The organism is Streptomyces sp. NPDC030840 (assembly GCF_055572015.1).
Window position 1 is genome coordinate 43981 of sequence record NZ_JBVIEE010000035.1, and the last position, 19852, is coordinate 63832.

General features: G+C 72.1%; 22 protein-coding genes. 11 read left to right on the forward strand and 11 right to left on the reverse strand.

The genetic code is table 11. From position 1 onward, the window contains the following. Positions 1-141: 141 nt before the first annotated feature. Positions 142-939 (forward strand): site-2 protease family protein, encoded by a 798-nt coding sequence (locus ACZ49J_RS42555; RefSeq protein WP_467456553.1) that lies wholly within the window; start codon positions 142-144, stop codon positions 937-939. 30 nt (positions 940-969) lie between these two features. Here ACZ49J_RS42555 and ACZ49J_RS42560 read toward each other — a convergent pair whose 3' ends face one another. The 4 genes from ACZ49J_RS42560 to ACZ49J_RS42575 all read right to left on the reverse strand — a co-directional run bounded on the left by ACZ49J_RS42560 (position 970) and on the right by ACZ49J_RS42575 (position 3760). Then, positions 970-1518: a YciI family protein gene (locus ACZ49J_RS42560; protein WP_467456555.1), complete on the reverse strand. Its 549-nt coding sequence runs from the start codon at positions 1516-1518 to the stop codon at positions 970-972. 98 nt (positions 1519-1616) lie between these two features. Continuing rightward, a complete protein-coding gene (locus tag ACZ49J_RS42565; RefSeq protein WP_467456557.1) occupies positions 1617-1904 on the reverse strand; it encodes a hypothetical protein in 288 nt (95 codons plus the stop codon). A gap of 13 nt (positions 1905-1917) precedes the next feature. Continuing rightward, positions 1918-2643 carry an NADPH-dependent F420 reductase gene (gene npdG, locus ACZ49J_RS42570; protein ID WP_467456558.1) on the reverse strand — a complete coding sequence of 242 codons (726 nt, stop codon included), beginning with the start codon at positions 2641-2643 and terminating at the stop codon, positions 1918-1920. A gap of 43 nt (positions 2644-2686) precedes the next feature. Continuing rightward, the gene (locus tag ACZ49J_RS42575; RefSeq protein ID WP_467456561.1) at positions 2687-3760 is read right to left on the reverse strand and encodes a sialidase family protein; all 1074 of its coding nucleotides are present in this window, start codon (positions 3758-3760) and stop codon (positions 2687-2689) included. A gap of 107 nt (positions 3761-3867) precedes the next feature. Between ACZ49J_RS42575 and ACZ49J_RS42580 the strand changes: the two genes are divergently transcribed. Then, positions 3868-4476: a hypothetical protein gene (locus tag ACZ49J_RS42580; RefSeq protein ID WP_467456562.1), complete on the forward strand. Its 609-nt coding sequence runs from the start codon at positions 3868-3870 to the stop codon at positions 4474-4476. A gap of 213 nt (positions 4477-4689) precedes the next feature. Here the strand turns inward: ACZ49J_RS42580 and ACZ49J_RS42585 are convergent, their stop codons facing one another. After that, the gene (locus ACZ49J_RS42585) at positions 4690-4920 is read right to left on the reverse strand and encodes a hypothetical protein (protein WP_467456563.1); all 231 of its coding nucleotides are present in this window, start codon (positions 4918-4920) and stop codon (positions 4690-4692) included. 61 nt (positions 4921-4981) lie between these two features. On the opposite strand from ACZ49J_RS42585, the gene map reads away from it, so the two are divergent. Next, on the forward strand, positions 4982-5839 hold the full coding sequence (map, locus tag ACZ49J_RS42590) for a type I methionyl aminopeptidase (RefSeq protein WP_467456565.1): 858 nt from the start codon (positions 4982-4984) through the stop codon (positions 5837-5839). 180 nt (positions 5840-6019) lie between these two features. Beyond that, on the forward strand, positions 6020-6667 hold the full coding sequence (locus tag ACZ49J_RS42595; protein WP_467456567.1) for a biliverdin-producing heme oxygenase: 648 nt from the start codon (positions 6020-6022) through the stop codon (positions 6665-6667). Between the two features lie 26 nt (positions 6668-6693). Here the strand turns inward: ACZ49J_RS42595 and ACZ49J_RS42600 are convergent, their stop codons facing one another. Then, positions 6694-7338 carry a PhzF family phenazine biosynthesis protein gene (locus ACZ49J_RS42600; RefSeq protein ID WP_467456569.1) on the reverse strand — a complete coding sequence of 215 codons (645 nt, stop codon included), beginning with the start codon at positions 7336-7338 and terminating at the stop codon, positions 6694-6696. A 105-nt stretch (positions 7339-7443) separates the two neighbouring features. Between ACZ49J_RS42600 and ACZ49J_RS42605 the strand changes: the two genes are divergently transcribed. The 6 genes from ACZ49J_RS42605 (at position 7444) to ACZ49J_RS42630 (ending at position 14062) form a co-directional block, all read left to right on the forward strand. Next, on the forward strand, positions 7444-8616 hold the full coding sequence (locus ACZ49J_RS42605; RefSeq protein WP_467456615.1) for a FecCD family ABC transporter permease: 1173 nt from the start codon (positions 7444-7446) through the stop codon (positions 8614-8616). Continuing rightward, a complete protein-coding gene (locus ACZ49J_RS42610) occupies positions 8613-9464 on the forward strand; it encodes a heme ABC transporter ATP-binding protein (RefSeq protein WP_467456571.1) in 852 nt (283 codons plus the stop codon). The genes ACZ49J_RS42605 and ACZ49J_RS42610 overlap by 4 nt, the downstream gene beginning before the upstream one ends. A 194-nt stretch (positions 9465-9658) precedes the next feature. Beyond that, positions 9659-10813: an iron uptake system protein EfeO gene (gene efeO, locus ACZ49J_RS42615; RefSeq protein ID WP_467456572.1), complete on the forward strand. Its 1155-nt coding sequence runs from the start codon at positions 9659-9661 to the stop codon at positions 10811-10813. A 22-nt stretch (positions 10814-10835) separates the two neighbouring features. Beyond that, complete coding sequence (gene efeB, locus ACZ49J_RS42620) at positions 10836-12143, forward strand: iron uptake transporter deferrochelatase/peroxidase subunit (protein ID WP_467456574.1); 1308 nt, start codon at positions 10836-10838, stop codon at positions 12141-12143. A gap of 4 nt (positions 12144-12147) precedes the next feature. Further along, entirely contained in the window at positions 12148-13023 is an 876-nt protein-coding gene (efeU, locus tag ACZ49J_RS42625) for an iron uptake transporter permease EfeU (RefSeq protein WP_467456576.1), read from the forward strand. Then, positions 12980-14062: an SCO2278 family lipoprotein gene (locus ACZ49J_RS42630; RefSeq protein WP_467456577.1), complete on the forward strand. Its 1083-nt coding sequence runs from the start codon at positions 12980-12982 to the stop codon at positions 14060-14062. Before efeU ends, ACZ49J_RS42630 begins: the two co-directional genes overlap by 44 nt. A 157-nt stretch (positions 14063-14219) precedes the next feature. On the opposite strand, the gene ACZ49J_RS42635 is transcribed toward ACZ49J_RS42630, so the two are convergent. Both ACZ49J_RS42635 and ACZ49J_RS42640 read right to left on the reverse strand, forming a co-directional pair. Beyond that, positions 14220-14948, reverse strand: a complete 729-nt coding sequence (locus ACZ49J_RS42635; protein WP_467456579.1) for a bifunctional DNA primase/polymerase — start codon at positions 14946-14948, stop codon at positions 14220-14222. A gap of 219 nt (positions 14949-15167) precedes the next feature. After that, a complete protein-coding gene (locus ACZ49J_RS42640) occupies positions 15168-15791 on the reverse strand; it encodes a TetR/AcrR family transcriptional regulator (RefSeq protein WP_467456580.1) in 624 nt (207 codons plus the stop codon). Between the two features lie 101 nt (positions 15792-15892). Here ACZ49J_RS42640 and ACZ49J_RS42645 point away from each other — a divergent pair, with 101 nt between their 5' ends. Then, entirely contained in the window at positions 15893-16075 is a 183-nt protein-coding gene (locus ACZ49J_RS42645; protein WP_467456582.1) for a DUF6243 family protein, read from the forward strand. 83 nt (positions 16076-16158) lie between these two features. On the opposite strand, the gene ACZ49J_RS42650 is transcribed toward ACZ49J_RS42645, so the two are convergent. The 3 genes from ACZ49J_RS42650 to ACZ49J_RS42660 are packed head-to-tail and all read right to left on the reverse strand — an operon-like array spanning position 16159 to position 19772. After that, the gene (locus tag ACZ49J_RS42650) at positions 16159-17187 is read right to left on the reverse strand and encodes a small ribosomal subunit Rsm22 family protein (protein WP_467456583.1); all 1029 of its coding nucleotides are present in this window, start codon (positions 17185-17187) and stop codon (positions 16159-16161) included. A 42-nt stretch (positions 17188-17229) separates the two neighbouring features. Next, positions 17230-18429 (reverse strand): serine hydrolase domain-containing protein, encoded by a 1200-nt coding sequence (locus ACZ49J_RS42655; protein WP_467456617.1) that lies wholly within the window; start codon positions 18427-18429, stop codon positions 17230-17232. Further along, complete coding sequence (locus ACZ49J_RS42660; protein ID WP_467456585.1) at positions 18378-19772, reverse strand: multidrug effflux MFS transporter; 1395 nt, start codon at positions 19770-19772, stop codon at positions 18378-18380. The genes ACZ49J_RS42655 and ACZ49J_RS42660 overlap by 52 nt, the downstream gene beginning before the upstream one ends. Positions 19773-19852: the final 80 nt, after the last annotated feature.

Genomic DNA, 19852 nt, shown 5'->3' on the forward strand with positions numbered 1-19852 from the left:
CCGGGACCGCCCCCAGGACGTTGCCCCCTCAGCACCGGTCCCCTGCCCGTGCCCGATCCCCGCCGTACCCGTTCCCCTCGTACCCGGTACGGTCGACCGTCACCACACATCACACCATCAGCCCACCCAGGAGCCCGCCCCATGACCATCGCCGCGTCCCGCCGGAGCGACCGGAGGATCAGCCCCGTCTTCCTGGGCATCGTGGCCGTGATGGCGGTCACGGGCTGGGCCACGTGGACCGGGTTCGCCGAGCAGCCCGGGATCGCCGTCTTCCTCTTCGTGACGTCGGCCTGGATCGTCTCCCTGTGTCTGCACGAGTACGCGCACGCGCGCACCGCGCTGCACAGCGGGGACATCTCGATCGGCGCGAAGGGCTACCTGACCCTCAACCCGCTCAAGTACACCCACGCGCTGCTCAGCATCGTGCTGCCCGTCATCTTCGTGATCATGGGCGGGATCGGTCTCCCGGGCGGTGCGGTGTTCATCGAGCGCGGGCGTATCAAGGGCCGCTGGCGGCACAGCCTGATCTCGGCGGCGGGCCCGCTGACCAACGTGGCGTTCGCCGTCGTCTGCACCGCGCCGTTCTGGCTGGACGCGCTGGACGGCGTCCCGGCGACGTTCCAGTACGCGCTCGCGTTCCTGGCGCTGCTCCAGGTCACGGCCGCGATCCTGAACTTCCTGCCGGTGCCGGGCCTGGACGGCTACGGGGTGATCGAGCCCTGGCTCTCGCACAAGGCCCGCCGCCAGATGGAACCGCTGGCGCCGTTCGGACTGCTGCTGGTGTTCGCCGTGCTGTGGATCCCGGAAGTGAACGGCGCGTTCTTCGACGCGGTCGACGCGGTCCTGCGTGGTCTGGGCATCGGCGAGCTGGAGACGTACTGCGGCCAGGACCTGTACCGCTTCTGGCAGGAGGGCAGCGGCGTGTGCGCCGCCTCCTGACGGACGGGGCCTGCGTGGCGCGTCCTTGGGTCATCGCCGCCCGCCGAACTCCCAGTCATGGACGTCGATGCCGGCATACCGGCCCGCGGTGAGGACGGCGCGTGCCGTGTCCGGATCCGGGGCCCTGAGCAGCACCGCCGTACCCAGCCAGGTGGCGCCGTCGTCGGACAGCAGCGGCCCGTACGCGATCAGGTCGTCCCGGTCGGGCGGCACGTCGACGTCGGCGGCCGGCCCCGAGCCCAGGCCGAGCACCAGGTACCGGTTGCCCCCGCTCGCGCCACCGGGAAAATCCCACATGGTGCGCCCCAGCACGTTGCGCCACCGGCGCAGCAGCACGTCCCGGTAGGCGCCGGCCTGGTAGTTGGGCTCGTCGAAGGCGAACGCGCGAGCGGCGACGGGATCCGGCAGGTCGACGATGTGCACGCTGCCGGTCGGCGTCTCGCCGTCGGCCGCGAAGGTCGGGCCGCGAGCGATCAGCTCCTTCGCGTACCGGTCCATGTAGGACCAGTGCTCTTCCAGCAGCTCCTCGCGCAGCGCGAGGGAGCCGGGCCGGTCGCGGTGGTAGCAGAAGTACTCCATGTCCCGCGACCCTTCCGGACATACGGCGGCATCTCAACAGACTTTCGCCACGCTGCCGCTTCCGGCAGGAGGGGCGCCGACGCCTGCCGGCGCGTGCCTCACTCCGTGACGGAGCCGCGGTCCGTCCTCGCCGGCCTCGCGCGCCGCGCGTAGTACCAGGTCATGTTGGACGAGAGCCCGGCCAGCAGCACCCATACGATCCCCAGCAGGCTGCCCTGGACGAAGGAGACCACGGCGGCGGCCACGGACAGCAGGCAGACGGCGAGGGCGTACAGGGCGAGGCGGGGCATGGGGGTCGGCTCCTGACAGGACGGTCGGACGTCGATGGTGGCGACGCCGGTGGCGGTGGCGCCGCCGGCGGTGGTACGGCGTCCAGTGTCCCCCATGCCCGGGGTCGCCCTAGACGTCGGTCAGCCTGAGGCCCGCGTGGGCCTTGTAGCGCCGGTTGACGGAGATCAGGTTGGCGACCAGCGACTCGACCTGGTGGGCGTTGCGCAGGCGGCCCGAGAAGATGCCGCGCATGCCGGGGATGCGGTTCGCGAGCGCCTGCACGATCTCCACGTCGGCCCGCTCCTCGCCGAGCACCATCACGTCGGTGTCGATCTCCTCGATCTCCGGGTCCTGGAGGAGGACGGCGGAGAGGTGGTGGAAGGCGGCGGTGACCCGCGAGTCCGGCAGCAGGGCGGCGGCCTGCTCGGCGGCGCTGCCCTCCTCCGGCTTCAGGGCGTACGCGCCCTTCTTGTCGAAGCCGAGCGGGTTGACGCAGTCGACGACGAGCTTGCCGGCCAGTTCCTCGCGCAGGGACTCCAGTGTCTTGCCGTGGCCGTCCCACGGCACCGCGACGATCACGATGTCGCTGCGGCGGGCGGTCTCGGCGTTGTCGGCGCCCTCGACTCCGTGCCCGAGCTCGTCGGCGGCGGCCTGCGCGCGGTCGGCGGCCCGCGAGCCGATGATCACCTTCTGCCCGGCCCTGGCGAGCCGGTACGCGAGGCCCTTGCCCTGCGGCCCGGTGCCGCCGAGCACGCCGACCACGAGCCCGGACACGTCGGGCAGGTCCCACGGGTCCTTCGCGGGGGCCTTGGCGGGGGCCGCGGGGGCCGTCTGTGCACTGTCAGTAGAGGTCATGGCCCGACTTTACGTGCGGGGTGCGCGCGGGCGCTGGCCCGGCTCAGGTGAGCGCGGTCACGGGGATCCGGTGGAAGGCGATCGTCTCGTACGCGCTGAAGTCGCCCGTCTCGTACAGCAGCCCGACGGTGTCCGCGTCGACGCGGACGAGGTCGGAGTACGCGGCGGGCAGCCCGTCGACGGTGTGGGCGGACCGCCACGTCGTCCCGCCGTCCTCGGAGACCCGTACGGTCATCAGGGCGCGGAAGCCGGGGTCGGCCGGGCCGGAGTAGAGGAGCAGGTCGGGGTCGCGGAGCTGGAGGACGCTGCCCTCGCAGACGGGGGCGACGAGGCCGGCCTGGGGGCGGAAGGGCTTGACGAGGGTGGCGCCGCCGTCGGCGGAGTGGGCGTCGGCGCGGGTGCCGGGGGCCGGTGAGTCGTTGCGGGTGTTGAAGTAGACGCGGCCGTCGGGGAGTTCGGCGGCGGTGGTCTCGTTGACGTTGATGTAGGCGTCGGTGTTGTCGTCGACGTATCCGATGCGCCAGGTCGCACCGCGGTCGTCGCTCAGCAGGCAGTGGCCGCCGTTGTACTTCCCCTCCGTGCCGGTGTCCGTGCCGGCCGGGGGCAGGGAGTGGTTGGCGGGGACGACGACCCGACCGGTGCTCAGCTGGAGGGCGTGCCCGGGTGTGGTGGCGTACCACCGCCACGTCGCTCTCTTGGTCTCCCTGGTGATCTCCTTCGCCGCGGACCAGGTGACCCCGTCGTCGTCGCTGTGCCGCACCCAGACGCGCCGCCCGTCCGCGGCGCTCACCGCACCGCGCCGGATGGCGTCCTCGGTGGCGGAGGCGGCGTTGCGGACGTGGACGAGCAGGATCCGGCCGGTGTCGAGGACGACGGGGGCCGGGTTGCCCGCGAGGTCGTCGCCGTTCTCCGCGGCCACCTTCAGCGGGCCCCAGGTGCGGCCGCCGTCCGTGGACCGCTTCAGCACGATGTCGATGTTCCCGAAGTCGTCCCGCGAGCCGACCCGACCCTCGCAGAAGGCCAGCAGGGTCCCGTCGGCGGTGGCGACGACGGCCGGGATACGGAAGCTGGCGTACCCCTCCTGGCCGGCGCGGAAGGGAATGCTGCTCTCGGCCATGGGCGGGCTCCTTGGGAGGGGTGGCTGGACCCACCCTGTGCCCCACTCGGGCGAATTCGTGGTGAACGTCGCGTCACGAGTGGGGGGTTGCGGCAGGATGCGTGCGCATGGACGCCGTACGGGTCGCGTTGTTGCGGGAAGTGCTCGCCGGGACCGAGTGGCCGGTCGCCACGCGCCGGTTCGCGGGGGCGCTCAGAGGGTCGGTCGTGTCGTACGGCGGCGGGCTGCTGCTGGTGGGCACGGCGGAGTACGAACCGTGGCATCTGGCCGCGCACCTCGTGGACGAGGCGGCGTGGTCGGGCACGCCGGAACTCTCCCCCACCCTCGTACGGCACGGGGCGCGCCCCTGCGACCCCGCGCATCTGGCGGTGGGGCTGGGCCGTGTGTCGGCGGCGCGGCGGGGCGAGACGCTGCTCGTGGTGTCCCCGTCCGCGCCGGACGACGCGCTGCTGGAGCGGGTGCACGACGCGCGGCGTGCGGGGGCGCGGGTGCTCGCGCTCGACGCGGGGGACCGTGAGCTGGGTGCGATGGCGCACGAGTCGCTGTCCGTGCCGCCGGACACCGACCTCGATCTCGACACGGTCCAGCACCTGGTGAGCGCGGCGGCCGGCGAGAACGCGGTGCCGCTGCCGCGGGGGCGGGGGCGACGGCGGGTGCGGGACCGGTTGGCCCGGCTGGCGGACCAGCTGACGGCTCCCCCGCCTGTGCGGTGGTAGCCGCGCTGCCGGGGAGGGTGGGTGGCCGCGGGGGGTGGGTACCCCGCGGGTGCGTCGTGGTCGCTCGCGCGGTTCCCCGCGCCCCTGAAAGCACTCGGGCGCGCCCAGGCTTTCAAGGACGCACCCGCAGCCGCCCGCCGACGACAACCCGGCAGGCGAGGTGAAGGACGTGCGGGTCCCTGGAGGGGCAAGCTCACCAGGCCGGGGGGACCCTCAGTCGTCGGCCTCCCGCGATGGACCGTTCTGCCAGCGCGGGTCGCCCTCCCACTCGACGTTGCGCTCGCGGGCCGTCTCCATCGCGTGGGCCGCCTCGTCCGGTGAGGCGTACGGCCCCATACGGTCCTTGCCGGGACACTCGGGCCCCTCCTCGACCTTCCTGTGCTCCAGGCAGTAGTACCACTCGCCCGGCTTCCCGACCGCCTTGCGCCTCTTGAACAGGGCCATGGCTCACGGCTCCTTTCGCCAAGGACATGGTCCCCCACACCCGCTGGTTAAACTCGCTGACATGTCTGCCCAGTCGCTGCTCGCCCCGGGGAAGCTCTCCCCCACCCGTACCGTCCCGGGCCACATCCGCCGGCCCGAGTACGTGGGCAAGCCCGCCCCCACCCCGTACACCGGCCCGGAAATCCAGACGCCCGAGACGATCGAGGCGATGCGGGTCGCCGGGCGGATCGCGGCGCGGGCGATGGAGGAGGCCGCGAAGCTCATCGCGCCCGGCGTGACGACGGACGAGCTGGACCGCGTCGCGCACGAGTACATGTGCGACCACGGCGCCTACCCCTCCACGCTCGGCTACCGCGGCTTCCCCAAGTCGCTGTGCACCTCTGTCAACGAGGTCATCTGCCACGGCATCCCCGACTCGACGGTCCTGCGCGACGGTGACATCGTCAACCTGGACGTGACGGCGTACATCGGCGGCGTCCACGGCGACAACAACGCCACGTACCTCGTCGGAGACGTCGACGAGGAGTCGAAGCTGCTCGTGGAGCGCACCCGCGAGTCCCTCAACCGGGCGATCAAGGCGGTCAAGCCGGGACGGCAGATCAACATCATCGGTCGGGTCATCGAGTCGTACGCCAAGAGGTTCGGGTACGGCGTCGTGCGGGACTTCACCGGGCACGGGATCAACTCGTCGTTCCACTCCGGGCTGATCATCCCGCACTACGACAGCCCGCACGCGACGACCGTCATGCGGCCCGGGATGACGTTCACGATCGAGCCGATGCTCACGCTCGGGACGCACGAGTACGACATGTGGGACGACGGCTGGACGGTCCTGACCAAGGACCGGAAGCGGACGGCCCAGTTCGAGCACACGCTGGTCGTGACGGACTCGGGCGCCGACATCCTCACCCTGCCCTAGCGCCGCGCCCGCACGCACAGCCCGTGAGCCCGCCCTCTCAGGAGGGCGGGCTTTTCGTGTGGGAGTGGTGACGTTCCTGGGTACAGGTTTACCGACAGGCCGTCGGCATCCTATTGACTTAGGTAAGCCTAACCATAGAAGATCCTGGGCGAACCTCGTCCCCTCGACACCGGAGACCTCATGGACTCGTTCTCGACGCTCATCCGCACCGCGTCGCGCGAGCAGCACACGGCTGCGCACCATGCGACGTTCATGAGCGACCTGCTGGGCGGCCGGCTCGGCGTCGACGCGTACACGCGGTACACGGAGCAGCTGTGGTTCGTGTACGAGGCGCTGGAGGGCTGCGCGCGGGAGCTGGCCGACGACCCGGTGGCGGGACCGTTCATCCAGCCCGAGCTGATGCGCCTGGACGCGCTGGAGAAGGACCTGGCGCATCTGCGCGGCCCCGACTGGCGGTCGACGCTCACCGCCCTGCCGTCGACGCGGGAGTACACACGACGGATCACCGAGTGCGCGCGTACCTGGCCGGGCGGGTATGTCGCCCACCACTACACCCGCTACCTCGGCGACCTCTCCGGTGGCCAGGTCGTCCGCGACACGGCCGAGAAGACGTGGGGCTTCGCCAGGAAGGGTGACGGCGTGCGCTTCTACGTGTTCGAGGACATCGCCAACCCGGCCGCGTTCAAGCGGGGGTATCGCGAGTTGCTCGACCGGGTGCGGGCGGACGACCTGGAGAAGCAGCGGATCATCGCGGAGTGCAAGCGCGCGTTCGCGCTGAACATCGCGATGCTCGGCGCCCTGGGCGAGGAGTTCCCCCTGAGCGCCTGAGTTCCTGAGCGCCTCGGTTCTGGCCTCTAGCGCTCCAGGAACACCCGCCCGCCGACCTCCACCCAGCCCCCTGGCTGCGGTGCGGTGAGGATCTGCGAACCCGCGCCCTGCGTGATGTTCAGGGCGCGGCCCAGCCGGTCCGTGAGGAGCAGGGCGGCCGCCCCGGTCGCCTCGTCCTCGTCGATGCCGTCGCCGCGGCCGGGGAAGCCGCGGGCGCGGATCCGGCCCGCCGCCTCGTCCTGCCACGCCCAGGCGTAGATCCACTCGCCGTCGGGCGGCACGGGGAGGGCGTCCACCTCGGCGGCCGAACCGTACTGCCGCAGGGTGCGCGGCGGAGCCCACTCCGGACGGGCCTCGATCCAGCTGAACTCCCCGTCCAGACGGGCGCCGACGACCCCCGCGGGTGTCACCAGTTCGGGCACGTCCAGGAGCCAGGCCGTGCCCACGCAGGGGTGCCCGGCGAAGGGGAGGCGGAGCATGGGGGTGTAGATGTCGACGACTCCGCGCTCGGGGTCGTCGACGAACACGGTCTCGCTGAAGCCGAGTTTCGCCGCGAAGGCCTGCCGGTCGCTCCGCTGCGGCATGACCGAGCCGTCGCGCACGACGCCCAGTTCGTTGCCGTATCCCCCGCTGGGGCCACAGAAGACCCGCAGCACGTCGTAGTCAGTCACCAGGGCATTGAAACATCACAGGAGCGGCCGAGTCGTCCCGGGCGGGGCCCCGCCCGGGAGGGGCCGGGAACGGCCGCCACGGAACGGAGAGAGCACGTGACCTTACTGGGCAAGCCGGTCGGGCCCCCGGAAGCGGAAGAGGCGGCACCGGAAGAGGCGACAGCAAAGGAGGCGGCATCGGAAGAGGCCGTACCGGAAGAGGCGGCACCGGGCGGGAGGCCCGGGGCCGCCGGGCGGCGAGCCGGGCGCCGCACCACCCCCCTCCTCCTCACCGCCGGCCTCGTCGCCGCCCTCCTCGCGCTCGTCCCGGTGGCCGCCGGGATCGGCGCGTATCCCGTCTCCACCGGAGACGTCCTGTCCTCCGTGGCCCACCGCGCGGGCGTCGGCGGCGGGGCCCTCGACCGGGTGCCCGAGTCGGTGCTGTGGAACGTGCGGTTCCCGCGGATCGTGCTCGCCCTGCTGATCGGGGCCTCGCTGGGGTGCGCGGGGGCGCTGATGCAGGGCGTGTTCGGCAACCCGCTGGCCGAGCCGGGCGTCATCGGCGTCTCGTCGGGCGCGGCCGTGGGCGCGGTCGCGACGATCTCGCTCGGGCTGGACTTCCTCGGGAACTGGACGGTCTCGGCCCTCGCCTTCGTCGCCGGCCTCGGCACCGTCCTCGTCGTGTACGCGATGTCCCGCTCCGGCGGCCGTACGGAGGTGGTGACGCTCCTCCTCACCGGCATCGCGGTGAACGCCTTCGCGGGCGCCCTGATCGGCCTGTGCGTCTTCCTGGCGGAGGACACCGCGGCAGTGAACCAGATCGCCTTCTGGCAGCTGGGCTCACTGGCGCAGGCCACCTGGCCGAAGGTGCTGGCCGTGCTGCCGTGCGCGGCGGCCGGGCTGGTCGTGGCGCCGCTGTACGCGCGCAAGCTCGACCTCCTGTCCCTCGGTGAACGGCCGGCGCGACACCTCGGGGTGGACGTGGAGCGGCTGCGGATCGTCCTGATCCTCGTCATCGCGCTGCTCACCGCCGCCGCCGTGAGCGTCTCGGGTGTCATCGGCTTCGTCGGACTGGTCGTACCGCACCTGCTGCGCATGGCCGCAGGCCCCGGACACCGGTTCCTGGTGCCGGGCAGCGCGCTCGCAGGGGCGGTCGTCCTGCTCACGGCCGACCTCGCCGCCCGTACGGTCGCCGAGCCCGCCGAGCTGCCCCTCGGTGTCCTGACCGCCCTGATCGGCAGCCCGTTCTTCTTCTGGCTGCTGCGCAGGACCCGCCGCAGGCAGAGGGGTTGGGCATGAGGTCCTTGCGCGCACTCTCCGCCGGGCGGCTGCGCGGACGCCCCGCTCCCCCGCCTCCGGCCGCCCCCGGTGACGTACTCGCCGAGGCGGAGGGGCTTCATGTGCGGCTCGGCTCTCGCGAGGTCCTCACCGATGTCGGCGTCGCCGCCCGCGCGGGCGAGGTGCTCGCGCTCGTCGGACCCAACGGGGCGGGGAAGTCGACCCTGTTGGCGGCTCTGGCGGCCGATCTGAGGCCCACAGCGGGCGTCGTACGCGTGCACGGGCGCCCCGCCGGGGACTGGTCCGCACCCGACCTCGCCCTGCGGCGTGCCGTGCTGCCCCAGTCGGCGGCGCTGTCGTTCCCGTTCACGGTCGAGGAGGTCGTACGGATGGGCCGGGCGCCCTGGGCACGGCAGCCGGACAGCGAGAGTGACGACGACACAGCCGTGGCCGAGGCCATGGCGGCGACCGAGGTCGGCGCGTTCGCGGCGCGTCCCTTCTCCGCGCTCAGCGGCGGCGAGCGCGCCCGGGTGGCGCTGGCGCGGGTGCTCGCGCAACGGGCGCCGCTGCTGCTGCTCGACGAGCCGACCGCTGCGCTGGACCTGCGCCACCAGGAACTGGTGCTGCGGGTGTGCCGGGAGCGGGCGCGGGCCGGTGACGCGGTGGTCGTGGTGCTGCACGACCTGGGGCTCGCGGCGGCGTACGCGCACCGGGTCGCGGTGCTGCGTGCCGGGCGGATCGCGACCGAGGGCGCCCCGGAGGAGATCTTCACCGGCGCGTTGTTGTCGGACGTCTACCGGCAGCCGGTGGAGGTGTTCCCGCACCCCCGGACCGGCGGTGTCCTGATCACTCCGAAACGGGACTCTTGATCCACACTCACGCTCTTGACCCTCGCTTGACCGGATCATCAGGGCTGTTTTGGGCCACCGTGACCAGGCCGTGCTCGTGTGCCCGCGATGAGAGGAGATTCACTGGAGGCGCAGGTCGTGGTGAGGTAAGCCTCAGATAACTTGGGGCAGCCTCACCTTACCTGTGCGTCCCCTGTGTCTTCCCTGGAGCCGAAATGCGCCCCCTCAGACTGTCCGTCGTCACCGCCGCCGCCACCGTGGCGGCCCTGACCGCCGTCACCGGCTGCACCGAGAAGAGCAGCGCCAAGGGCGGCGACGGCGCCATCGAGGTGACCGCCACCGACAGCACGTGCGAGGTCTCGAAGAAGGAGTTCCCGGCCGGGCACGTCGAACTCGCCATCGAGAACAAGGGTTCCAAGGTCACCGAGGTCTACATCCTCTTCCCCGACGACCGCGTGGTCACCGAGCGGGAGAACATAGGCCCCGGCACCAAGCAGAAGGTCACCGCCGAAGTGAAGGCCGGCGACTACCAGATCGCCTGCAAGCCGGGCATGAAGGGCGACGGCATCCGGCAGAAGGTCACGGCCACCGGTGGCGGCAAGGCCGCCCAGCGCGACCCGCGCCTGGACAAGGCGGTCGCCGCCTACCGCAAGTACGCCCAGGAGCAGGCCGACGCGACCATCCCGCTGGTCAAGGTGTTCGCCGAGGCCGTCAAGTCCGGCGACGTGGAGGCCGCGAAGAAGGCGTACGCGCCCTCCCGCATCGGCTGGGAGCGCACCGAGCCCGTCGCCGAGTCCTTCGGTGACATCGACCCGAAGGTCGACGTGCGCGAGGACGGCCTGGAGGACGGTCAGGACCCGGAGAAGGACTGGACCGGCTGGCACCGTCTGGAGCGCTCGCTGTGGAAGGACGGCAAGCTCACCGACCGCGACTCCGAACTCGCCGACCTGCTGGTGAAGGACCTTCAGGACTGGCAGAAGCGGGTCGGCACGGCGGAGATCACCCCGACCTCGATGGCCAACGGCGCCAAGGAGCTCCTCGACGAGGTCGCCACCGGCAAGGTCACCGGCGAGGAGGAGCGCTACTCGCACACCGACCTCGTCGACTTCAAGGCCAACGTCGAGGGCGCCGAGGAGTCGTACGAGCTGCTGAAGCCGGTCGCCGCCGAGAACGACGCGGCGCTGACGAAGGAACTCGACCAGCAGTTCACGGCGTTGAACACGCTCCTGGACAAGTACCGCGAGGACAAGAACGGCTACGACTTCGTCTCGTACGACAAGGTCGGCGACGACCAGCGCAAGGAGCTCTCGGACGCCGTGAACGCGCTCGCCGAGCCGCTCTCCCGGCTCGCCGCCGCCGTCGTCAAGTAGCAGGGAACGAGGGCCGGCACAGATGACGGACACCAGGAAGACGACCGAGACCACCGGCGGCACCACCGCGGACGACAACTCCCGTGCCCCGTCGAGGCGTTCACTGATCGGCTGGGGCGGGGCCGGGCTCGCGCTCGGCGCCGCCGCGGCCGGCGGCGCGGTGGCCGCGGCCACGACGGGCGACGACACCGCACCGGCCGGTATCGACAGCGGGGCCCCGGTCGCCTTCCACGGCGTCCACCAGGCCGGTATCGCCACCGCGGTCCAGGACCGGCTGCACTTCGCCGCGTTCGACGTGAAGACGGACGACCGGGCCGCGTTCGTGCGGATGCTCAAGGACTGGACGGCGGCCGCGCGGCGGATGACGGCCGGGAAGGCGGTCGGCGAGGGCGCCTACGGCGGGCTCGCGGAGGCGCCGCCGGACGACACGGGTGAGGCGCTGGGCCTGAAGCCGTCGCGGCTGACCCTCACGATCGGCTTCGGGCCGTCGCTCTTCGAGAAGTTCGACCTGCGGGACGCGCGTCCCGAGGCGCTGGTGGACCTGCCGCAGTTCGCGGGCGACAACCTGGACAGGGCCCGCAGCGGCGGCGACCTGTGCGTCCAGGCGTGCGCGGACGACCCGCAGGTCGCGGTGCACGCGATCCGCAACCTCGCCCGCATCGGCTTCGGCAAGGTCTCCGTCCGCTGGTCCCAGCTCGGCTTCGGCAAGACGTCCTCGACGACTCCGGAGGCCCAGACCCCGCGCAACCTCATGGGCTTCAAGGACGGCACCCGCAACATCGCGGGCACGGACACGGCCGCGCTGGACAAGCACGTGTGGGTGGCGAAGTCCGACGGCCCGGAGTGGATGGTCGGCGGCTCGTACCTGGTGGCGCGGCGCATCCGCATGCACATCGAGCCCTGGGACCGCACCTCGCTGCAGGAGCAGGAGGACATCTTCGGCCGCGACAAGGGCGAGGGCGCGCCCGTCGGCAAGGCCAAGGAGCGCGACGAGCCGTTCCTCAAGGCGATGAAGCCGGACGCGCACGTACGGCTCGCGCACCCGGACTCCAACGACGGGGCGAGGATCCTGCGCCGCGGCTACTCCTTCACCGACGGCACGGACGGCCTCGGCCGCCTCGACGCGGGCCTGTTCTTCCTCGCGTACCAGCGGGACGTGCGGGAGGGCTTCATCCCGATCCAGCGCAACCTCGCCACGGACGCGCTCAACGAGTACATCCAGCACGTGGGTTCGGCGGTCTTCGCGGTGCCACCGGGCGTCCGGGACTCCGGCGACTGGTGGGGCCGGGCACTGTTCTCCGCTTCTTCGACCTCTGCGACGGAGGGCTGACGCCGTGTTCGCGAACTACCTGATCGGTCTGCGCGAGGGCCTGGAGGCCAGCCTCGTCGTCTGCATCCTCATCGCCTACCTGGTCAAGACCGACCGCCGGGACGCGCTGAGGCCCATCTGGATCGGCATCGGCGTCGCCGTCGGGCTCGCCCTCGGCTTCGGCTGCGTCCTCGAATTCGGCTCGCAGGAGCTGACGTTCGAGGCGCAGGAGGCGCTCGGCGGTTCGCTGTCGATCATCGCGGTGGGCCTGGTGACGTGGATGGTCTTCTGGATGCGCCGTACGGCCCGGCACCTGAGGTCCGAGCTGCACGGCAAGCTGGACGCGGCCCTGCGGATGGGCACGGGCGCGCTGGTGGCGACCGCGTTCCTGGCGGTGGGCCGGGAGGGTCTGGAGACGGCGCTGTTCGTGTGGGCGTCCGTGCGCGCCTCCAGCGACGGCACCCAAGGGCCGCTCGTCGGCGTGCTGTTGGGCATCGCGACGGCCGTCGTGCTCGGCTGGCTCTTCTACCGTGGAGCCCTGCGCATCAATCTCTCCAGGTTCTTCACGTGGACCGGCGGGATGCTGGTCGTGGTGGCGGCGGGCGTGCTCGCGTACGGCTTCCACGATCTGCAGGAGGCGGACTTCCTGCCTGGTCTGACGGACAAGGCCTTCGACATCAGCGACACCGTGGACCCGTCCAGCTGGTACGGGACGCTGCTGAAGGGAATCTTCAACTTCCAGCCCGATCCGACCGTTCTCCAGGTCACGGTATGGCTCCTGTACCTGGTCCCGACGCTCGCGCTGTTCCTGGCCCCGGTAGGGTTCGCCTCCGGGAAGGGGAAGGTGAAGGGACCTGATGAGCAGGGATCGCGGGGTTCGGAGCCGTCGAGGGCTCAGTGAGTTCACGGGCCGCCGGCAGCTCGGCACGTACGACCGTCCTCGACGTCCGGGCGGGCGCGGCCGGTTCGCACTGGCGACCGCGTCGGTGGCCGTGCTGTCGGTGACGGCGAGCGGCTGCGTGGTCGTCCACGGCGAGCGGGAGATCGTTCCGGCGACGACACGGGCCGACGCCGCCCGCGCGCTCAAGGACTTCACCGCCGCGTACAACAAGGCCGACAGGACGTACGACCGGGCCGCGGACGCGGATCGGGTGACGGGCGCGCTGGCCGACATCGACGGCGCCAAGCTGACGGCGGGCCGCAAGTCCAACCCGGACGGCAATCCGTCGTACTCACCGCTGAAGCTGACCGACCCGAAGTTCACGATCCCCGAGAAGGCGGGCTGGCCGCGCTGGTTCGTCGCCGACACGGCCTCCAACAAAGGCCAGAGGAACGCCCGTTGGCTCCTGGTGTTCACCCGCTCCGACGCCAATGACGTGTGGGCGGTGTCGTACCTGACGATCCTCGCCGCCGACGACGTACCGGAGTTCAAGAAGGACAAGGACGGCTACGCGCAGCCCGTCCCGGCCGATGACGCGGGCCTGGCGATAGCCCCGGACAAGCTGGGCGAGGAGTACGCGACGTACCTGAAGGCGAGGAGTTCCACCGCCGCCGGCGGCGAGGCCTTCGCCCCGGGCAGTCACACCTCCGTGTGGCGGTCCGACCGTGAGAAGAGCGCGAACAAGCCGGGGCTCGCCCGCCAGTACCTCGACGAGCCGCTGTCGAAGGGCGACTACGCCCCGGTGGGCCTGCGGACGACCGACGGCGGGGCCCTGGTCTTCTTCGCCACGCACCATTACGAGAAGCAGACGGCCGCACCGGGTGTCGACCTCGACGTCGACCCCAGCGTCCAGGCCCTGCTGACCGGAGAGGTCAAGTCCGCGCTGACGCTGGAGCGCGTGTCCAACCAGGCGGTCCTCGACCCGGCGAAGTCGGCGTCGGACCAGCAGGTGAAGTTCCTGAGCCGGGTGGACGGGTTGACGAGCGTGAAGGGCGAGTAGGACTTCCGGGCGCGAGGAGGGCTACCGGGCGGCGGGAGAGCTCCCGGGCGGCGGGGAAAGCTCCGGGCCGCGAGGAGCACTGCCGGGCGGCGACCAGGGCTACGGACGGCGAGCAGAACTGCCGGGCGGCGAGGGTAGCGTACGGGCTCGGCTCGGCTCAGCCGCGCAGCGGCCAGGCCGCCGTCGTGTGGTCCCGCTCCTCCCCCGCGTACCGGGAGCACTCGTCGGTGAGGATCTCCAGCAGGCTCAGCGGGTCGGGCAGGGGGTGTTCGAGGCCGCGCACCCACTGGACGGTGAGGTCACCGGGGAGTTGGGCGGGCGGTACGAGGACGTAGCTGCCGCGGCAGTGCCAGCGCAGCCCGGGGTGCTCGTCCATCGTCTCGGGGTGGCAGTCCAGTTCGCAGGGCCACCACTCGTCCTCGTCCTCGGGCGTGCCGCGGGTGAGGCTGAAGAACAGCATGCGCCCGTCACCGGTCTCGGCCACGGGGCCCACCTCGACCCCGGAGGCGAGGAGCCGCTCCAGCGCCTCACGTCCGGCTTCGAGGGGCACGTCGAGCACGTCGTGCACCATGCCGGTCGCGGTGATGAAGTTGGCCTGCGGCTGGTGGCGGGCCCAGCGCTCGATCTGGGCGCGATCGGTGGTGGACTGCGTCTGCCAGGCGAACGAGACGGGGTGACGCGCGGGCGTGGGACAGCCGACCCGGTCGCACGAACACCGGTACCCGGACGGGTGGGCGGCCGGCGCGAGCGGCAGTCCCGCGGCGGCGGCGGCGAGCAACAGGGCTTCACGGCCGGTTTCTTCGGCCTTGGGTTCGGTGCGACGACCGCGCAGCCACTGGGAGATCCTGCCCTGCCCGCCGGAGCGGCGGCCGAACTCAGCGCTCATCTATCCCCTCGCCTTGCTGTTGTGCGGACAGCATGCCCCATGGTCCCACCATCGCGTGCTCCGGGTGGCCGGAGACCGCGTCCGGGGCGCGTGGGGCGATGCCGACCCCCGGCAGGGATCAAGGGTTATTGAGCGCTTTGCCGTGATTTGCCACCCCGTTCGGGGCACCACGGGACCGCCGTGGTCGCTTTGGTCACACCTTCGGGGGAAGCTCAGCGGTCAACGGGGAGCCAGTCCGTTGAGGGCGTAGTCGACGAGCGCGTCCGTGTACGCGTACGTGATGGGCCCGGTGCGCTGGAGCCAGCGCTGGGCGAGCGGCGAGACGAAGAGTTCGAGGGCGATGCGCGGGTCGACGTCACGGCGTACGGCACCGGCGTCCTGGGCGGACTTCAGGCGCTGGACGTAGAGCTGGAGCGAGGGTTCGAGCAGCCGGGAGACGACCTGCGCGGCGAACTGTTCGCTGACCACCCCTTCCGCGGCCAGAGCGCGGGAGGGCGCCTCGAACCGCGGGTCCAGGAGTTCGTCGACCGTGGCGCGCAGGACGTACTTGAGGTCGGCGGCGAGGTCACCGGTGTCCGGGATGCCGTGCTGCGGCTCCTCCGGTGTGGCCACGGCCTCCGCGTACTGCTCGCTCAGATCGAGGAAGGCCTCCAGCAGCACGTCCGCCTTCGACGGCCACCAGCGGTAGATCGTCTGCTTGCCGACTCCGGCGCGGGCGGCGATGCCCTCGATGGTGGTCTTCGCGTAACCGGCCTCCACGACGAGGGCGAGCGCGGCGTCGTAGATGGCGCGGCGTGACTTCTCGCTGCGGCGGGTGGAGTCGGGGGCGGACTTCTGGGTCATGCGGCCAATTTAGCAGTTGACAAGACGGAGCGTCTCGCCGCAGTCTTGTAGCACAAGGAAGCGAGACGATACGTATCGTCACACGGGAGGGGAGACCCGCCATGACCCGAGGCGGAGCCGGAAACCTGCTGGGAGTCGGGGGCACCCGCAACAAGCTCAGCCGCAGGGCACTCCGGGGAGGAGGCCGCGGCGGCACGGTCGGCGGCGGCCAGGACGCCCAGGCCCAGAAACGGGAGCTGCTGCGCAAGCTCCAGGAAGGACGCGCGACCGGCAAGAAGTCATGACCGGAACGAGACTCGTCGCGACCGGAACGAGACTCGTCATGACCGGAACGAGGCTGAGGGCAGGGCGCGGGCGTGCTCTGCCCTCAGTCGTCGTCCCCGGCCGGTGGCCAGGCGTCCCCCCAGTCGGCGTCACGGGCGGCCCTGTAGAGGGGCCCGTGGCGCTTGGTGACGGTGGCGCGGCTCAGGGAGGGCTCGGTCTCGCACAGGTCGAGGAGCACCTGGCCCTTGCGGATCTGGGGCTTGCGCACGATGCGGGAGGGCGCCGGTTCGGCCTCCGGCCCTCCTGTCCCCGGCCCCCCGGCGTCCCGCTCCCGCACGGCGGCGACGTAGCTGAACTTCTCGTCCTCGTACGCGAGTGACCCGCCCTTGACCTGGCGGTGCAGCGAGGACCGGCTGACCCGGGCGGAGAAGTGGCACCAGTCCTCGCCGGGCACGATGGGGCAGGCCGCGCTGTGCGGGCAGGGTGCGGCGACGCGGAACCCGGCGCGCACGAGCCGGTCGCGGGCCTCGATGACACGGGCGTACCCGCCGGGTGTGCCGGGCTCGATGATCACCACGGCCCGGGCCGCGCCCGCGGCGGCGTCCACGACGGCGGCGCGGTCGGCGTCGGTCAGCTCACCGAGGACGTAGGAGACGGTGACGAGATCAGTGCTCTCGATGGCGAGCGCCGCTCCGATACGCGAGCGCCGCCACTCGGCGCCCTTCAGCTCCGGGTTGGCCGCGGCGATCTCCCGCCCGAGCGTGAGCGCGGGCTCGGCCCAGTCGAGCACCGTGACGGGCCGCTCCCCCGCCCAGACGGCGTTGACGGCCCAGGTCGCCGCGCCGGTACCGCCGCCCACGTCCACGTGGCTGTCCGGGGCCCACGAGGGCACGGTCTCCGCGAACGCGCTCAGCGCCGAGCTCACCGCCTCGAACGTCGCCGGCATCCGGTACGCGGCGTAGGCGACGACATCCGGCCGGTCCCGCAGCACCGGCACGTCCGTCGGCGTCCGCCCCCGGTAGTTCGCGATCAACCGCTCGACCGCCTGCGAGGCCGTCTTCGGCGGCAGCCCGCCGACCAGCCCGTCCAGGGCGGTACGCAGGGAGTCGGCTGGGGAGACGGGGGCGTTCACGTGGCCGATTCTATGGCGGGCGGCGGCGGCCCGGACCCCCGGTCAGGCCCCCCGGACCGCCCGGGCCACCCGCGTCCCCGCCCTCGCCCTCACCCGGTTGTCCGGCAGCGCGCGGCGGCGGGGGTGGACCGTGTTGGCCAGCAGGACCAGGAAGGTGTCCGTGGCCGGGTCCAGGACCAGGGACGTTCCCGTGAAGCCCGTGTGGCCCGCCGCGCCGCGGCCCGCCAGTTCGCCCATGAACCAGGGCTGGTCGAGGGCGAGGCCGAGGCCCGGTGGGGTGAGCATGAGTTCGACGAGGTCGGGGCCGAGGATGCGGGCGGGCCCGTACGAGCCGCCCGCGAGCAGCGCGCGGCAGAAGACCGCCAGGTCCCGTGCGGTGGAGAACAGGCCCGCGTGGCCCGCGACCCCGCCGAGGGCCCAGGCGTTCTCGTCGTGGACCTCGCCGCGGAGCATGCCGCGGTCCGCCTTCGCCCAGGGGCGGCGCTGGTCCTCCGTGGCCGCCGCGCCGGGGCACGGGCCGAACCGTGTCGACGTCATGCCCAGGGGCCGTGTGATGCCGTCGCGGATCAGGTCGTCCAGCCCCCGGCCCGTGAGGCGCTCCAGGACGTGTTGCAGCAGGAGCATGTTCAGGTCCGAGTAGCGGTACGCCGTGCCCGGCCGCGTCGTCGGCGCCTCGGCCCGGAGAAGGTCCAGGCGGGCCCGGTCCGTCGGGCAGTCGTACAGCGGTAGTTCGGGACGCAGGCCGGAGGTGTGGGTGAGGAGCTGGCGTACCGTCACGCCGTGCTCGGCGGCCCCGGTGAAGTCCGGCAGGTACGCCCCCACCCGCGCGTCGATGCCGAGGGTGCCCCGCTCCATCTGCTGGACGGCGGCGACCGCCGTGAACAGCTTGGTGAGGGAGGCGAGGTCGAAGGGCGTGTCCACGGTCGCCGGTACGCGGTCCTCGGGCGGGAGTTCCACCGCCGTGTCGCGCGTCTCGTCGTACGAGGCGTACCGCACCGCCCAGCCCGCCGCCTCCTCCACGGCGACGATCGGGCCGCGCCCCGCGAGCACGACGGCGCCCGCCGCCCACGGGCGCTCCTTCCCGGCCGGGGGCCTCTCCACGCAGGCCCGGAGCTCGTCCACGAGGTGACGCAGCTGGCCGGGGTCAAGACCGGCCCGTTCCGGTGTGCCGTCGCGCAGTCTCGGGGCGCTCAGCTGTCCTCTCCCAGGCTCTCGGTGGCTCGTGTGGTCCAGGGGCGGCAGAGTCCCACGAAACACACGGTGGCCACCAGCACGGCCGCCAGTTGGACGACGGCCATCGGGACGGCGGTGTCCTCGCCCGCGATGCCGACGAGCGGCGAGGCGATCGCGCCGATGAGGAACGAGGACGTGCCGAGCAGCGCGGACGCCGAACCGGCCGCGTGCCGTACGCGCATCAGGGCGAGCGCCTGGGTGTTGGGCAGGGTGATGCCCATCGCGGTCATGAGGACGAACAGGGCCGTCGCCACTGGCCAGAGCCCCACCTCGCCGAACACGCCCGTCGACATCAGCAGCAGCGCGATCGCGGCGAGCGTCACGATCGTCAGGCCCGTCGCCAGCACCTTGTCCAGGCCGACGCGCCCGACCAGGATCTTGCCGTTGACCTGGCCCGCGATCACCAGGCCGACCGAGTTGACGCCGAAGAGCAGGCTGAACGTCTGCGGGGAGGCGCCGTAGATCTCCTGGATCACGAAGGGTGAGGCGCTGATGTACGCGAACAGCGCGGCGAACGCGAATCCGCCCGCCAGCGTGTAACCGCTGAAGACCCGGTCGGCGAGCAGCCCGCGCATCGCGCGCAGGGCCTCGCCCACGCCCCCCTTGTGCCGTTCGGCGGGGGCCAGGGTCTCGGGGAGCCGCCACCAGACGAGGGCCGTCAGGGCGAGCCCGAGGGCGATGAGGACGACGAACACGCCCCGCCAGTCGGTGACCCGCAGGATCTGACCGCCGATCAGCGGCGCGACGATCGGCGCCACCCCGGAGACCAGCATGAGGGTCGAGAAGAAGCGGGCCATCGCCACGCCGTCGTACAGGTCGCGGACCACCGCCCGCGCGATCACGATCCCGGCCGACCCCGCGAGGCCCTGAAGGAGGCGGAAGGCGATGAGGAACTCCACCGTGGGCGCGAGCGCGCACAGCGCGGTGGCGACGACGTAGACGGCCAGTCCGGCCAGCAGGGGCCGCCTGCGCCCCCAGCGGTCGCTCATCGGGCCGACGACCAGCTGGCCCAGCGCCATGCCGGCGAGGCAGGCGGTGAGGGTGAGCTGGACGGTGGTGGCGGGCGCGTTCAGGGAGCCCGTGACCTCCGGCAGGGCCGGGAGGTACATGTCCATCGCCAGCGGGGGCGTGGCCGTGAGGCCACCGAGGAGGAGGGTGACGAGGAGTCCGGTGCGGCGGAGGGCGTCGCGGCCCGGTCCGCTCGACGGCGGCGCGGGCTTCCCGGCCGTGTTGCCGACGCTGTTCCCGGCCTTGTTCCCGGCCTTGTCCCTTGCCGGCTCCGCCACCGCCGTGTTCGGTATGTGCCCCTGAGGGCCTTCCTGGTCCCGCGTGGTACGGCCACGCTCGGGCATGTGCCCCTCCCTCTCCGTTCGGTCCGCCACCTATGCTCTCAGTTCGAACGCGGTGTTCGGGGTCACAGATCGAGGGGTGG

Excerpts from the sequence above, each read along its gene's own strand:
- ACZ49J_RS42555 (WP_467456553.1), top strand. The coding sequence starts at position 142 with ATGACCATCGCCGCGTCCCGCCGGAGCGACCGGAGGATCAGCCCCGTC.
- ACZ49J_RS42560 (WP_467456555.1), bottom strand. The coding sequence starts at position 1,518 with ATGGAGTACTTCTGCTACCACCGCGACCGGCCCGGCTCCCTCGCGCTG.
- ACZ49J_RS42565 (WP_467456557.1), bottom strand. The coding sequence starts at position 1,904 with ATGGGGGACACTGGACGCCGTACCACCGCCGGCGGCGCCACCGCCACC.
- npdG (WP_467456558.1), bottom strand. The coding sequence starts at position 2,643 with ATGACCTCTACTGACAGTGCACAGACGGCCCCCGCGGCCCCCGCCAAG.
- ACZ49J_RS42575 (WP_467456561.1), bottom strand. The coding sequence starts at position 3,760 with ATGGCCGAGAGCAGCATTCCCTTCCGCGCCGGCCAGGAGGGGTACGCC.
- ACZ49J_RS42580 (WP_467456562.1), top strand. The coding sequence starts at position 3,868 with ATGGACGCCGTACGGGTCGCGTTGTTGCGGGAAGTGCTCGCCGGGACC.
- ACZ49J_RS42585 (WP_467456563.1), bottom strand. The coding sequence starts at position 4,920 with ATGGCCCTGTTCAAGAGGCGCAAGGCGGTCGGGAAGCCGGGCGAGTGG.
- map (WP_467456565.1), top strand. The coding sequence starts at position 4,982 with ATGTCTGCCCAGTCGCTGCTCGCCCCGGGGAAGCTCTCCCCCACCCGT.
- ACZ49J_RS42595 (WP_467456567.1), top strand. The coding sequence starts at position 6,020 with ATGGACTCGTTCTCGACGCTCATCCGCACCGCGTCGCGCGAGCAGCAC.
- ACZ49J_RS42610 (WP_467456571.1), top strand. The coding sequence starts at position 8,613 with ATGAGGTCCTTGCGCGCACTCTCCGCCGGGCGGCTGCGCGGACGCCCC.
- efeO (WP_467456572.1), top strand. The coding sequence starts at position 9,659 with ATGCGCCCCCTCAGACTGTCCGTCGTCACCGCCGCCGCCACCGTGGCG.
- efeB (WP_467456574.1), top strand. The coding sequence starts at position 10,836 with ATGACGGACACCAGGAAGACGACCGAGACCACCGGCGGCACCACCGCG.
- ACZ49J_RS42630 (WP_467456577.1), top strand. The coding sequence starts at position 12,980 with ATGAGCAGGGATCGCGGGGTTCGGAGCCGTCGAGGGCTCAGTGAGTTC.
- ACZ49J_RS42635 (WP_467456579.1), bottom strand. The coding sequence starts at position 14,948 with ATGAGCGCTGAGTTCGGCCGCCGCTCCGGCGGGCAGGGCAGGATCTCC.
- ACZ49J_RS42640 (WP_467456580.1), bottom strand. The coding sequence starts at position 15,791 with ATGACCCAGAAGTCCGCCCCCGACTCCACCCGCCGCAGCGAGAAGTCA.
- ACZ49J_RS42645 (WP_467456582.1), top strand. The coding sequence starts at position 15,893 with ATGACCCGAGGCGGAGCCGGAAACCTGCTGGGAGTCGGGGGCACCCGC.
- ACZ49J_RS42660 (WP_467456585.1), bottom strand. The coding sequence starts at position 19,772 with ATGCCCGAGCGTGGCCGTACCACGCGGGACCAGGAAGGCCCTCAGGGG.